Consider the following 12,212-nt stretch of genomic DNA (forward strand, 5'->3'; position numbering starts at 1 on the left):
TGGGCAGGAGCATCATCGGACGCCCTCGCCCACCCCAAGCGGTTATCAGGCCACGAACACCAGGATCATGGCGATAACGAACGCCAGCAGACCCAGAAGTTCCGCCGCGGCGAAACCGATGAACAGACGGCCCTGCTGACCGTCCGCCGCGCCGGGGTTGCGCAGCGCGCCTTCGAGGAACGAGCTGAAGACGTTGCCCACACCGAGAGCGGCGATGCCCGCACCGATTGCGGCCAGGCCAGCACCGAGCAGCTTTGCGGCTTCTGCGTCCATGTTCTAAACTCCTTTTCTAAACTCTATTCGAACGTTGAGGTAATAACGAAGATCAGTGCAGGTTCTCGGCATCGTTGATGTAGACCGAGGTCAACAGCGCGAACACATAGGCCTGGATCACGGCCACCAGCACTTCCAGGGCACTGATGCCGATCATCAGGATGAAGCTGGCCGTGCCGACGGTCAGACCCAGCGCGGGGCTGGCGTTGGCGCTGTTGATGACGAACCCGGCGAGCACCTTCAGCAGCACGTGGCCAGCGGTCATCGCGACGAACAGTCGCAGGCCAAGGCTGAACGGACGCACCATGAAGGAGACGAGTTCGATGAAGAAGAGCGGCACCACCATCAGCGCGGGAGTGCCATGCGGCACGAACAGCGAGAAGAAGTGCAGGCCATGCTTGTAGAAGCCCACCGCCAGCACGATCGAGAAGCTCATGATCGCGAGTACGCCGGTCGCGGTGAAATGGCTGGTGAAGGTGAAGGGGTGCAGGCCAATGAGGCCCAGCGGCAGCAGGCCCAGCAGGTTGGCCAGCAGGATGAACATGAACAGCGAGAAGACGTAAGGGATGTACTTCTTGCCGCCTTCGCCCACATTGGCGATCAGCAGGCTCTTGATGAAGCCGGTCATATATTCGACCGCCATCTGCCAGCGCCCGGGAACCAGTTCCCGCTTCATGCCGCCGACGACGAAGATCCACAGCACCACAGCAGCGGCCACCATATAGAGCGCGCTGTTGGTGAAGGCGATGTTGAAACCGCCGAGCGACAGATGGTCCGTACCGAACAGCGGTTCGATCGCAAACTGGTGCATCGGATCGATTTTGCCGGATTCTGCCACGCTGGACCCCTGTAACGTCTTTGCCTTCACGACTATGATAAAAGCGTCCCTATTGGTCGGGACGCTTCGTCGTCGTCAATCTGATGATGTTCCTGAACGCCGCCACGATCCCAAGACCGAGGAATGCCAACAGGAGCCATGGGGATGTCCGCAGAAAGTAGTCCAGAGTCCCACCAACCACGGCACCGCCAGCAAGACCACCGATCAGTTCCGCGAGAACCCTGTTGCCGAGGCGCGACCCATCGTCCGCCTGCTGCACCTGTGTCCCCTGTCTGACCTTTTCGGCATGTTCGGCCCGTGCGATCCGTTCCTCCAACGAAACGATCCGCGCGTCCTCCCCCGCCGGGTCCTGCCCCGGTGCATCCGCCGCCATTCCGCCATCCTTTCCGTCAAGGCTCGAAAACCCAACGTCAGGCGGCATGGCGCTTGCGGCTGCACCCGTCAAGGCGCGGCCCGTTTAGAAAGGGCTTTCGGGAGTGTCAACCGTCGTTGGACAGGAGAATTTCCCGTCCGAACGAAGCTGGGTCGAAAGTCCGCCAGGTCTGGGGAAAATCAGCCCGCCGTCGCGCAGTAGGACGGCAGGGCGATCGGCCCGGCTCCCTTGGTCTGCCACGGACCGGCGCCGATGCGGTAGGCCTGCCCCTGCTTCACGCGGCTGCTGAGCGTCTGACAGCCGGTCGCGGCGGCGACATCCTGCACCGTCACGCCCCGCTTGCCCGCCAGGTCCGTATAGACCGCCCGACGCTTGATATTGATCGATTCGACCTCCGAACGCACCGCATCGCTCACCGACCCGGCAATGCCGAGATAGCCGTCGGCCTGCTCGCCGACATCGCCCGAAGCCATGGCGGCGGCAACGGCGCCCGACTGCGCGCGCGCGGGGGAAGTCATGACCATTCCGGTCGCCAGCGCGACCGCGGCCGATGCGGCGATCATCAAAAACTTGCGTGTCATTGCGGGAACAACTCCGGGTTATTCTGGATCAGATCCTGCGCATCGCGTTGCAGGCGGACAACAACTTCCTGCTGTACCTTGACGTTGAGGTTGATTTCGATCGGCTTGTCCGGGGCCTTCACCTGGATGCAGCCCCCCAGGGCCAAACCGGCGAAACCCGCCGTCATGATCGTTCGCTTCTTCATTTCTGCTCCCCGTTTCGCACAGTTTCGCTTTCGGCAGGCTGAACTGCAACCCTCTGCTGGCCGATATTGGCCCGCATCTTCTCCTGCATCTGGTCGCCAATGCTGTTTTGTATGAGCGTTGACGGATCGATGAAGGACTGCGCCGTGCCCAGCAGCCCGCGGAAGGGCGCGGCGATCCGCACGTTGAAGATGAAGGGCAGGCCCGTGAAATTGCGCGCCAGTCCGGCGGGCGCACCGCCGATCTGTCCGCGATTGACGCCGTTGAAGACGACATTCGTCACCATTTCGCCGTCCAGCGCGCCGTCCATCAATATGGTGAGGCATTTATATTGCAGATTCTTGAGCGCATCGAAGGCCAGCCGCCCCATCGCGCCCAGTTGTTCGTTCGACACCGGCCCGACATAAGACAGCGAGCCCGATTGTCGCGTGGGATCGCAGGGAATCGTCGGCAGAACCCCTTCGGGCATCATCAGGGGCGGCATGCCCTGCTGCCGGGCGGTCAGCACACCACCCGCCACGCGCCCGCCCTGTGCGTTGAAGATCAGAGGCATGATGCCGTCGAACGTGCCGGTGGCGGAGACATTCTTGAGGTCCATCGCCTGGATGAAGGCGCCCGCGTCCAGCCCGATGACGCGGAACGTCAGATATCGGTCGACATCCGCGCTGAAATCCATGGTCGTCGGCAACAGGACCAACTGCCCCCCGGAAAAGGGCCAGCCGCCCCCTTCGATCCGCACCTTCTGCCCGGCCTCCAGCCGATAGCGCACCACGCCCTCGCGAACCTCCACGCCCGGATTGACGGACCTGATTCGCACCTCCTGCCCCGGCGCGCTGACCAGGCCGAGCAGGTCGGTGAAGCGCAATTCTCCGGACAGTCCCTGGACCGGACCGAAGGCTGCCGCCAGATTCGCATTCTCGGTGCGGAACAGGCCATCGCTCGTCACGCGGGTGCCGTCCCAGCGAATATGCCCTTCGCCGCTGACGGTCGCATGCACATTGGCGACGACACCCAACGCCAGCCGCGTCACCTCCTCAGGCTGAAGCGCCGGACCAAAGACCAATGCCGGAACCATCAGATCGGCCTTCCCCCGGCCATTGCCCAGATCATGAGCAATCACCGCCCGCGCCACCAGCGCATCGTTGCGCGGCGCGCGAAGCGAACCCGTGGCCGCGATCCGGCCGTCCTTGAGCGTCAGCGCGAAATCGGGAACCTTCAGCGGCTGGAACCGCCCCGGCGCCTGGGCGTCGCGTACCGTCAGCGCCGCCGCCAGCTTCAGCGCGCCGCCCGCGAAACTCCAGTCGCCCGCACCGTCCTCGACAATCAGCGGCACCGCGCCGATTCGTCCCCCTGCGCCGGTCAGCCGGCCGCCCAGGCCCTTGCCCACCGCCTTTCCATCCAGCGTTGCGGCGGTCAGGCGAACAGGCGCATCCTGCGGCCCGATCGCCCAATCGACATGGGAAAGGGCAAACCCCTCTTTCCCGAACGCCACGCGCGCCGTGTCGGCGGTCAAGCGCATCGGGCTGTCGCCGCTCTTGCCGACCAGCGCCAGCTTGCGGATTTCCGCGCCGCCATGCACGCCGCCGGGACCGCTTGCGAACAAGGCTCCGCCGACCGGACACAAGTTTTGCTGCGTCCGCCCGATCAAGAAATTGCCATAACGCGCCTCGATCAGCGACACCGGGACGCAACGCGGGTTGACGGCAATGGTCCCATCCGCGCCCAATTGTCCTTCAACCGGCGCGACCAGTCCACGCAATCGCCCGCCCGGCAAAGGCCCGTCGAGCCGCACCCGGGTAGAGAAATGGGTATCCCCCTTCGGCCCCGCGACAAAGCGTACCGGCTCCAGCGACAGCTTCGCCTCGCCCGCCGCATAAGGTTCCAGGAAAAGCTGACCGCCAAAGCCGCCGCCGGGGCGCCGCGCCAACCGCAATGCCGCCTTGGGCAGTCCACCGCCATCCGTCGTCACCGCGCCGTCCAGCGCCCAGTCGAACGCCGCCTGCCGCTTGCCGGGCCACGCGATGGTCAGGCGGCCATCGCCGGGAATTGCCATGTTCGCCCCGCTGCGCGCGGAAAATCGGGTGCCGTTCAGCACCAAGCTGCCGCCCTCGCCCCGCTGGGCAAAGGCAAGATTGGTCTGCAACTGATTATCCTCGCCCGCGCGGCGCACGGCATCGGCCAATCGGTCGGCGAGCGGCCCCACCGGCGTCCCGGCGGCCGACCCGCGCAGGCCCGCCAGCGGATCGCGCCCGGCCAGACGCAATTGCTGGGCCGAAAGCCATCCCTGCATCCGCGATTCGCCCTTGCCGATGTGCCAGGCCCCTTGAATCTCCGTTGCTCCAGCCAGCCCCCCCCCGCCGGACAGGGCAGCCGCACGGACCCGCGCCCGCCCTGCGGTGGCGGCGGGCGTCCCGTCGAAATCGATCCGCCCCGTCGGCTGGGCCAACACCATGCCGTTGGATTTGAGTGCCTCCCCCGTCAGATCGACATGACCGTTCCAGCGATCCAGCGCCTTCCCCAGCCAGATGTCCACATTCGCCGCAGGCTTCGCCATGGCCGTGGCGGCATCGCGACAGGCGAAGGCCTCCCCCCGTACCGGACCGGACAGATGGGGGCGCCCATCCCGCATCGCTACATCCAGCATCGCCGACAGACGGGCGAGCCCGCAACCACCCATGCCGGCATTGGGCATCGCCGCCGCCAACCTGCCGCGAAAGCCCGAATGCAGATTGCCCGTCCCGTTGATCTCCATGCCGATGGTCCCGGCATCGGTGTCCAGGCGCAACCGCGCATCGCGCAAGGCCAGGAGGATGTCAGGCAGGCTGAACGGCGCGGTCGATGTCGGGTCGCGGAACTTGTCGATCTCGCCCAGGCTCAACCTGCCGCCGTGCAGCGCCCCGCGCATGCGCACGCCGCCCGCCCGCACCGCCGCGACCTGGGGCGACAGGCCGGTAAAGGCTATGTCGACCTCCACCCACCGCGCCGTCAGGTCCGGATCGGCCGGATCACCCAGCACGATATTCTCGATCCACTGCGTGCGCAGACCGATATCCTTGAGGTCATAGCTGCCTTGAACCCCGCGCCGGTTGAGTTCGCGCCCGATGAAATTTTCCGCGATGGGCGCGCGCTGCGTCCACAGCGCGGCAAGGATCAGCGCAAGCGATCCCGTGCCCACTCCAAGCCAGCGGAGCCAGCCCCGGCGAATCTCCTTTTCGCCGTCTTCATCTTCCATGCCTATTGCCAACCCCGGCTTTCAACGCGCTGTTAGTCCGTAACGCCTGCATAACGTCCGACCGCTCTTAAATATCCTTGCCCGGCAAATCCGCAACTTATAGCGTCTCGATCCGCAGAGGGAGACGGGTAAGACATTGCCGGAAAAGGATTTGAAGACCGCGCATGACGGCGTTGGACATCGCGCGCGGCTCCGCCAGAGGCTGGCCGACGGCGGCGGAGAGGCGCTGCACGACCATGAACTGGTCGAATATCTGCTGGCACTCGCCATACCCCGTCGCGACACCAAGCCGCTCGCCAAGGCGCTGCTGCGCGAATTCGGCGGCATCGGCGGCCTGTTGACGGCGGATTGGCAGGCCATCGGCCGCATACCCGGCATGGGCGACACAAGCATTGCCGCGATCAAGATCGTCCAGGCGGCAATGTTGCGGACGCTGCGGAATGAAGTGGCCGAAAAGCCGGTGCTGGCAAGCTGGCAGGCGCTGCTCGATTATCTGCGCGCGGACATGGCGTTTTTGTCGGTGGAGCGGGTTCGGGTGCTGCACCTCAACGGCCGCAACATGCTGATTCGCGACGAACATATGGGCGACGGCTCGATAGATCAGGCAGCGATCTACACCCGCGAAGTGATCCGCCGGGCGATCGATCTGGGTTCGGCCGCGCTGATCCTGGTACACAACCACCCCAGCGGATCGCCGGAACCCAGCCGTCAGGATATAGAGATCACCCGGCAGATCGCGGAAGCGGGCAAACGGCTCAACATCGCGGTGCACGACCACATCATCATCGGAACACAGGGGCATACGAGCCTGCGTGCGAAAGGACTGCTTTAGAGCGGTTTTCGATCTGATTGAATCAGATCGGCCGCTCTATTTCGTCGTTTTGCCGCGATTTCTTAATCGTCAGATGATGCCATCTGACTGGAAATCGCTCCAGGACCGCCCAGCGCTGGCCCGAACTGGGTGGTTTCCCGCCTCCAGTCCATCATCCGGGCAAAGCTGCGACCTCAGGCAAGCGAGCACAACCCGGCCTCACGCGATTCCACCTTTCACCAGGACGCCGGTCGTTGTTGAAGGCAACTCATCGCCGATATGCGGACCTCATCTGGGTCAGCCGGAAACGACGTCAGGCGCCGAACCCCACCGAAAGAAATTCCGGCACCGGCCCGTTCCAGCCCTCGTCCGGGCCGTCGTCCACCGGCACGGGCCGACGCGGACGGGAAGCACCATTTGCCTCGGGTCGGGCAGCACGCGGCTCTTCGCGACGGCGATCGTCGCGACGCGTGTCGACCTTGCGATCATCCTTGCCGTCCCTGTCGGAACGGCGCGGTTCCTGCTTCACCTTTTCGGCGGGGGCAGCGGCAGCCGGCGCATCGATCGTCTCGATCTTCTGCTTGATCAGCTTCTGGATATTGTCGATCGCCTCGGCATCGTCCGCCGTCACGAAGGTATAGGCGACGCCCTTGGCCCCCGCGCGGCCGGTGCGGCCGATGCGGTGGACATAGTCGTCCGGATGCCAGGGCGCGTCGAAGTTGAACACATGGCTGACGCCCTTGATGTCCAGCCCGCGCGCCGCGACGTCCGAAGCCACCAGGATGTTCACCGAACCGGTCCGGAAACGTTCCAGTTCCGCGATCCGCGCCGACTGGTCGATGTCGCCGTGAATTTCCCCCGACTTGAAACCATGGCGCTGAAGGCTCTTGTTGAGGTCCCGCACCGTGGTCTTGCGGTTGCAGAAGATCACGACGCTCTGCACCTCCTCCGCCTCCAGCATCGCGCGCAGGGCTTCGCGCTTCTTGCGCGAATCGACCTTGACCAGCCGCTGGGTGATGTTGGTGGAGGCCGTCGCGGGCCGCGCCACCTCGATCGACTTGGGGCTGGACAGGAAGCGATCCGCCAGCTTCTTGATGACCGGCGGCATGGTGGCCGAAAACAGCAAGGTCTGTCGCTGGGCGGGCAGCTTGGTGCAGATTTCCTCGATATCCGGGATGAAACCCATGTCGAGCATGCGGTCGGCTTCATCGATCACCAGCATGCTACAGCCGTTCAGCAGGATCTTGCCCCGCTGGAACAGGTCCATCAGCCGGCCCGGAGTGGCGATCAGCACGTCGACGCCCTTTTCCAGCGCCTTCAACTGGTCGCCCATCTGCACGCCGCCGATCAGCAGCGCCATGTTGAGCTTGTGATATTTGCCGTATTTCTCGAAATTCTCCGCCACCTGCGCCGCAAGTTCGCGCGTCGGCTCCAGGATCAGCGAACGCGGCATCAGCGCGCGGGCACGGCCGTGGGCGAGGATGTCGATCATCGGCAGCACGAAACTGGCCGTCTTGCCAGTACCCGTCTGGGCGATGCCGATAATGTCCTTCATCATCAGCACGGGCGGGATCGCCTGGGCCTGGATCGGCGTGGGCGTGTCATATCCGGCCTCGCTTACGGCCTTCAATAATTCGTCGGAAAGGCCGAGATCGGCAAAAGTCATTCAGATGTCCGGGACAGGAGGCTCTCCACCCGCGCGGAAATGCGCAGAGGAAATCGCGCGCGCCTTGCGGAAATATCGGCCTCTTGTCAAGAAAATCGCGAAAAAGATGCCCTTATTCGTCGGGTTCGGCCTGTTCCAGCCGCCGGAAACTGTCGATCGCGCAACTGGCGCCGCTTCGCGCCTGCAATTCGTCCCGCCCCGAACAAAGCGATCCGTCGTCATCCGGCTCGACATAGAAGCCCGAATAGAAGCCCATGCTGTTGCAGCCCCGCGCCAGCCGGGCGCGATAGCGGTGATTGTCCGCCAACAACAGGTCTATGGCATTGTCCATGATGATGCTGGCCGACCGAATCGAGCGCAGCGCGATGCAACGCGGCCCCTTCTTCTCCTTCCATTCACTCCGCGCCTCCGGTGCCGGGGGCGCCGGCGCGCGGCCCTTTTTCGCCATCGGCACGCGAATGATGATGCGCTGCTCGATCGTCAGCTGCGCCCATTGCACGGGCTCGGCGGCTGGCGCATTCATCAGCAGCAGGACGGAATAAAGCAAATCGAACCCCTTTTGGGACGAAGACGCTATGGAGCCAAGGTTGAACCGTCGATGAATTCCAAGGCATAGGACAGTCCCATGATAGGACAAGATATTATCGCCCGGTTCACCGCCCTGCTGGGCGAAAAGCGCGTCATGACGGATGCGGACGCCATTCTGCCCTGGGTGAACGACTGGCGCGGCCGCTACCATGGCGCGGCCGCCGCCATCCTTCAGCCGGATTCGACGGATCAGGTCGCCGCCGCCGTGGGACTGGCCGCGGAACTGGGCGTACCTCTTGTGCCGCAGGGGGGCAACACCTCCATGGTGGGCGGCGCCACGCCGCCTACGGACGGCTCCGCGTTGATCCTGTCGCTTCGCCGGATGAACCGCATCCGCAACCTGGCGGCCGACGACAATCTGGCGGTCTGTGAGGCCGGGGTGATCCTTTCGAACCTCCACGATGCCGCCGCCGCCGCCGATCGGCGCTTCCCCTTGAGCCTGGGCGCCAAGGGATCAGCCACCATAGGCGGCCTCATCTCCACCAATGCCGGCGGCACGCAGGTCCTGCGCCACGGCACGATGCGCGCGCTGGTCGAAGGGGTCGAGGCGGTGCTGCCCGACGGCAGCATCTTCCATGGCCTGGACGCGTTGAAAAAGGATAATCGCGGCTATGACATCAAGCAATTGCTGATCGGCGCGGAAGGCACGCTGGGGGTCATCACCGCGGCCTCGCTGCGGCTGGTGCCCGCCATCGCCGCGCGCGCGGTCGGATGGGTCGGCGTCCCCTCCCCGGCCGACGCGCTTTCCCTGCTCCGCCTCTGCGAGGAGCGGCTGGGCGACAGCGTCGAAGGATTCGAGGTGATCGCCGACGATGGCCTTGGCCATGTCCTATCCCATATTCCCGACACGCGTTGCCCCATCGCCACGCGCACTCCCTGGCATGTTTTGATCGAGATCGACCATGGCGACCTGGGCGAACCGGGCCCCGGCGAACGGTTGGAAGGCGCCCTGGCCGAGGCGCTGGAACGGGGGCTGGCGGTCGACGCCGCCATCTCCGCCAACGAGGCGCAGGCCGAAGCCTTCTGGCGAATCCGCGAATCCCTCTCCGAAGCGGAACGCGCGCAGGGACCGGCACTCCAATATGATATCAGCGTTCCCGTCGCGCGCATGCCCGCCTTCATGACGGATGCGGCAAGGCAGGCGGAACGACGCTTCCCCGGCACCACGGCGTCCTCCTTCGGCCATCTGGGGGACGGCAATGTCCATTTCCACGTCCGCGCACCCCAGGGCACGACGGACGGCCCGTCCTGGATCGCGGCGCAGGGACAGGGCATCAACCGCTTCGTCCACGATGCCGTGGTCGCGGCAGGCGGGTCCATCTCGGCCGAACATGGCATCGGCCAGATGAAACGCGCGGAACTCGGCCGCCTCGCCGGCCCCGCCCGGCTGCATGCCCTGCGCGCGATCAAGGACGCCTTCGATCCCCAGGGCATCATGAACCCGGACAAGCTGGTCCCCCGCCCGGAAGAAGGCTGAAAAGCAGCACGCCTCAAGGCCGGCGAGCCACAAAGCGATTGCCTCGCGCGCCCAAGCCCTTTATCCCCCTCGGCCCAGTATCAGGCCAGCGGCGCTCAGGAAGATGCGCCGCTTTTTGTTAGAAATGGACTAGCACATCATGGCAAGCGCGCCCGCGAACGGCCTTCCCGTCTTCTACAACGACCTTATTCCGCTCAGCAGCGTCGATCACGCCGCCTATCGCAGCCGTTCCGTGGATTCGGCACCCTTCCTCACCACGCAGCACGCCATTCCCCTGACGGTCGACGAATTCGTCGCGGCACAGCGTTTCGTGCCGATCATCTTCTCGGCCGGTGACGAGCCGGTTCCGCTGGCGCTGATGGGCCTCAACGAAGGCGTCAACACTTTCCTCGACGATGAAGGCAAGCTGCGCGGTCCGGCCTATGTCCCGGCCTATGTCCGCCGCTATCCCTGGATGCTGGCGAAGCTGCGGCCCGACAGCGACGAACTGTCGCTCTGCTTCGATCCCACCAGCGACGCCATCGGCGTGTTCGAGGACGGCCAGCCCCTGTTCGAGGACGGCAAGCCCAGCGAACTGACCCAGGGCGTCCTCAAATTCTGCGAGGATTTCGAACAGGCCGCCGCCCGCACCGGCCAGTTCATGAAGGATTTGAAGGATCTGGACCTGCTGATGGACGGCGAAGTCGCGATCCAGGTGCCCGGCAACGACCAGCCCTTCGTCTATCGCGGCTTCCGCATGGTGAACGAGGAAAAACTGCGCGACATGCGCGGCGATCAACTGCGCAAGATCAGCCAGAACGGCATGCTGCCGCTGATCTATGCCCATCTCTTCTCGCTCCAACTGATGCGCGAAGTGTTCGAGGCGCAAGTGTCGCAGGGCAAGGGCCCGATCGCTGTTCCCGCGACTCCCGAACCGGCGGGCGCCTGATTCAAATTAATCGCCAATGACAGATATTTAAGGAAAAAGGTTGCGAGGAGCCACTTGAAACTCCTCGCGGCCTCCTCTATTTACTGAACATACGGTGCACCTGCCCCCCTTTCGGGTGTGTCGTATGGGCGCCTCCCCCTTAGGAGGCGTCTCCTCCCTGAACCTTGGCCACCCCATGCGAATGCATGGGGTGGTTTTTTATAGGTCGGTTTCGCTTGACGCGCTCCCATCCTCCCCGTAGAGGCGTCCCCCTGCCTCGCTCGAAGCGATGCAAGGCCCCTTCGTCTAGCGGTCAGGACGCGGCCCTCTCACGGCTGAAACACGGGTTCGATTCCCGTAGGGGTCACCATTGGAAATCAATGGTTTACCAGCGACCCCCTCCGGAAATTTCGCAGACTTCGGTAATATCTAGGCAATAAACGCCGGAAAACGCGCTCAGACGCGCTTGGACTTTCACACCATTATTGCTGCGGGAAATCCTGCCCAGTCAGTTGCTCCAGTCGCCGCGCAACCTCCTTCCACAGCGCCACGCCTTCCGCCTTCCCCTCGCTGGCAAGCTGGCCGATCCTCTCCGCCACCACGACCGGCGCACGGTCGCCATGCTGGCGCAGCACCATCGACGCCATGCCCCATAGCTCCTGATCGCGGGTCATCATCCGGGCAGGATAGAGGAAGGTTGCTAGGCGCGATAGGTTTGCGCCACGGTGGCGCGAATTGCCCACCAGATCGCGGGCGCTTTGTTACGTCACGGCCTGAGACATAACAAAGCCGTACGGCACGGCGATGGAGGTACTTTCCCGTGCCGGAAAAAACTCCCGCGACGTTCGTAACAGTCTGGGACGTACGTCGCGGCACGACACCGCGCCAGATCAAGCGAGCGAAGTTCGTCTGGCTGGTCACTGTCCGCGATCCGGATAGTGGGACGCTGGCGTTCGGCTTGGTTCACCAAATCGGGGGAACCATAGGCATGCCCCCCATTGGGGGTTGTGCGATCACGCCCCGGCCGCCTGAAATATTGCCCATCGCGGCAGAAACCAGAAGGCTAAGTTTAAATTAGGGTCGCAGCGAGCGCCGACGAATTTCGTCGGCAGTCATTCACCCGCCTGCTGTCGCTCTGCGCGCCCTTTCGCAAGCTCCGCATCAAGCTTCCGGCCCTGCCACTTTACGACAGTCAACGCGATGCTGCCAAAGACCAGCGGCATCGCAACCATGGTGACTTGATAGATGTTCGGGAGCGCCATAGATCGATTCTAGCAGCCCGA

General features: G+C 64.2%; 13 protein-coding genes and 1 tRNA gene. 4 read left to right on the plus strand and 10 right to left on the minus strand.

The annotated features are described in order from the left end of the window. Window positions 1-45: 45 nt before the first annotated feature. The 6 genes from YP76_RS08560 to YP76_RS08585 form a co-directional block, all read right to left on the minus strand. Complete coding sequence (locus YP76_RS08560) at window positions 46-273, minus strand: F0F1 ATP synthase subunit C (RefSeq protein ID WP_004207392.1); 228 nt, start codon at window positions 271-273, stop codon at window positions 46-48. A gap of 52 nt (window positions 274-325) precedes the next feature. Beyond that, window positions 326-1,111: a F0F1 ATP synthase subunit A gene (locus YP76_RS08565; RefSeq protein WP_046763135.1), complete on the minus strand. Its 786-nt coding sequence runs from the start codon at window positions 1,109-1,111 to the stop codon at window positions 326-328. Between the two features lie 49 nt (window positions 1,112-1,160). Beyond that, the gene (locus YP76_RS08570) at window positions 1,161-1,484 is read right to left on the minus strand and encodes an AtpZ/AtpI family protein (RefSeq protein WP_046763136.1); all 324 of its coding nucleotides are present in this window, start codon (window positions 1,482-1,484) and stop codon (window positions 1,161-1,163) included. A 179-nt stretch (window positions 1,485-1,663) separates the two neighbouring features. After that, the gene (locus tag YP76_RS08575; protein ID WP_046763137.1) at window positions 1,664-2,065 is read right to left on the minus strand and encodes a YdbL family protein; all 402 of its coding nucleotides are present in this window, start codon (window positions 2,063-2,065) and stop codon (window positions 1,664-1,666) included. Continuing rightward, window positions 2,062-2,250: a YnbE family lipoprotein gene (locus tag YP76_RS08580; RefSeq protein WP_046763138.1), complete on the minus strand. Its 189-nt coding sequence runs from the start codon at window positions 2,248-2,250 to the stop codon at window positions 2,062-2,064. Before YP76_RS08580 ends, YP76_RS08575 begins: the two co-directional genes overlap by 4 nt. Beyond that, window positions 2,247-5,480 carry an intermembrane phospholipid transport protein YdbH family protein gene (locus YP76_RS08585; protein WP_046763139.1) on the minus strand — a complete coding sequence of 1,078 codons (3,234 nt, stop codon included), beginning with the start codon at window positions 5,478-5,480 and terminating at the stop codon, window positions 2,247-2,249. The genes YP76_RS08580 and YP76_RS08585 overlap by 4 nt, the downstream gene beginning before the upstream one ends. Window positions 5,481-5,616: 136 nt before the next feature. Here YP76_RS08585 and radC point away from each other — a divergent pair, with 136 nt between their 5' ends. Continuing rightward, window positions 5,617-6,312: a RadC family protein gene (radC, locus tag YP76_RS08590; protein ID WP_046763140.1), complete on the plus strand. Its 696-nt coding sequence runs from the start codon at window positions 5,617-5,619 to the stop codon at window positions 6,310-6,312. Between the two features lie 292 nt (window positions 6,313-6,604). Here the strand turns inward: radC and YP76_RS08595 are convergent, their stop codons facing one another. Next, window positions 6,605-7,957, minus strand: coding sequence for a DEAD/DEAH box helicase (locus YP76_RS08595; protein ID WP_046763141.1), 1,353 nt, complete (start codon window positions 7,955-7,957; stop codon window positions 6,605-6,607). Between the two features lie 112 nt (window positions 7,958-8,069). Further along, entirely contained in the window at window positions 8,070-8,504 is a 435-nt protein-coding gene (locus YP76_RS08600; protein WP_046763142.1) for a hypothetical protein, read from the minus strand. A gap of 78 nt (window positions 8,505-8,582) precedes the next feature. Here YP76_RS08600 and YP76_RS08605 point away from each other — a divergent pair, with 78 nt between their 5' ends. The 3 genes from YP76_RS08605 to YP76_RS08615 all read left to right on the plus strand — a co-directional run bounded on the left by YP76_RS08605 (window position 8,583) and on the right by YP76_RS08615 (window position 11,299). Next, window positions 8,583-10,022, plus strand: a complete 1,440-nt coding sequence (locus YP76_RS08605; protein ID WP_046763143.1) for an FAD-binding oxidoreductase — start codon at window positions 8,583-8,585, stop codon at window positions 10,020-10,022. Window positions 10,023-10,161: 139 nt separating this feature from the next. Next, window positions 10,162-10,950, plus strand: coding sequence for a SapC family protein (locus YP76_RS08610; RefSeq protein WP_046763144.1), 789 nt, complete (start codon window positions 10,162-10,164; stop codon window positions 10,948-10,950). A 274-nt stretch (window positions 10,951-11,224) separates the two neighbouring features. Beyond that, a tRNA-Glu gene (locus YP76_RS08615) sits at window positions 11,225-11,299 on the plus strand. 112 nt (window positions 11,300-11,411) lie between these two features. On the opposite strand, the gene YP76_RS08620 is transcribed toward YP76_RS08615, so the two are convergent. Further along, window positions 11,412-11,606, minus strand: coding sequence for a DUF6961 family protein (locus YP76_RS08620; protein ID WP_046763145.1), 195 nt, complete (start codon window positions 11,604-11,606; stop codon window positions 11,412-11,414). Between the two features lie 435 nt (window positions 11,607-12,041). Continuing rightward, window positions 12,042-12,191, minus strand: coding sequence for a hypothetical protein (locus YP76_RS28615; RefSeq protein WP_157035713.1), 150 nt, complete (start codon window positions 12,189-12,191; stop codon window positions 12,042-12,044). Window positions 12,192-12,212: the final 21 nt, after the last annotated feature.

Source organism: Sphingobium chungbukense, assembly GCF_001005725.1.
Classification (GTDB): domain Bacteria; phylum Pseudomonadota; class Alphaproteobacteria; order Sphingomonadales; family Sphingomonadaceae; genus Sphingobium; species Sphingobium chungbukense.

Coding starts and splice junctions, on each gene's coding strand:
- YP76_RS08560 (WP_004207392.1), bottom strand. CDS start 273: ATGGACGCAGAAGCCGCAAAGCTGCTCGGTGCTGGCCTGGCCGCAATC.
- YP76_RS08570 (WP_046763136.1), bottom strand. CDS start 1,484: ATGGCGGCGGATGCACCGGGGCAGGACCCGGCGGGGGAGGACGCGCGG.
- YP76_RS08575 (WP_046763137.1), bottom strand. CDS start 2,065: ATGACACGCAAGTTTTTGATGATCGCCGCATCGGCCGCGGTCGCGCTG.
- YP76_RS08580 (WP_046763138.1), bottom strand. CDS start 2,250: ATGAAGAAGCGAACGATCATGACGGCGGGTTTCGCCGGTTTGGCCCTG.
- YP76_RS08585 (WP_046763139.1), bottom strand. CDS start 5,480: ATGGAAGATGAAGACGGCGAAAAGGAGATTCGCCGGGGCTGGCTCCGC.
- YP76_RS08595 (WP_046763141.1), bottom strand. CDS start 7,957: ATGACTTTTGCCGATCTCGGCCTTTCCGACGAATTATTGAAGGCCGTA.
- YP76_RS08605 (WP_046763143.1), top strand. CDS start 8,583: ATGATAGGACAAGATATTATCGCCCGGTTCACCGCCCTGCTGGGCGAA.
- YP76_RS08610 (WP_046763144.1), top strand. CDS start 10,162: ATGGCAAGCGCGCCCGCGAACGGCCTTCCCGTCTTCTACAACGACCTT.
- YP76_RS08620 (WP_046763145.1), bottom strand. CDS start 11,606: ATGATGACCCGCGATCAGGAGCTATGGGGCATGGCGTCGATGGTGCTG.
- YP76_RS28615 (WP_157035713.1), bottom strand. CDS start 12,191: ATGGCGCTCCCGAACATCTATCAAGTCACCATGGTTGCGATGCCGCTG.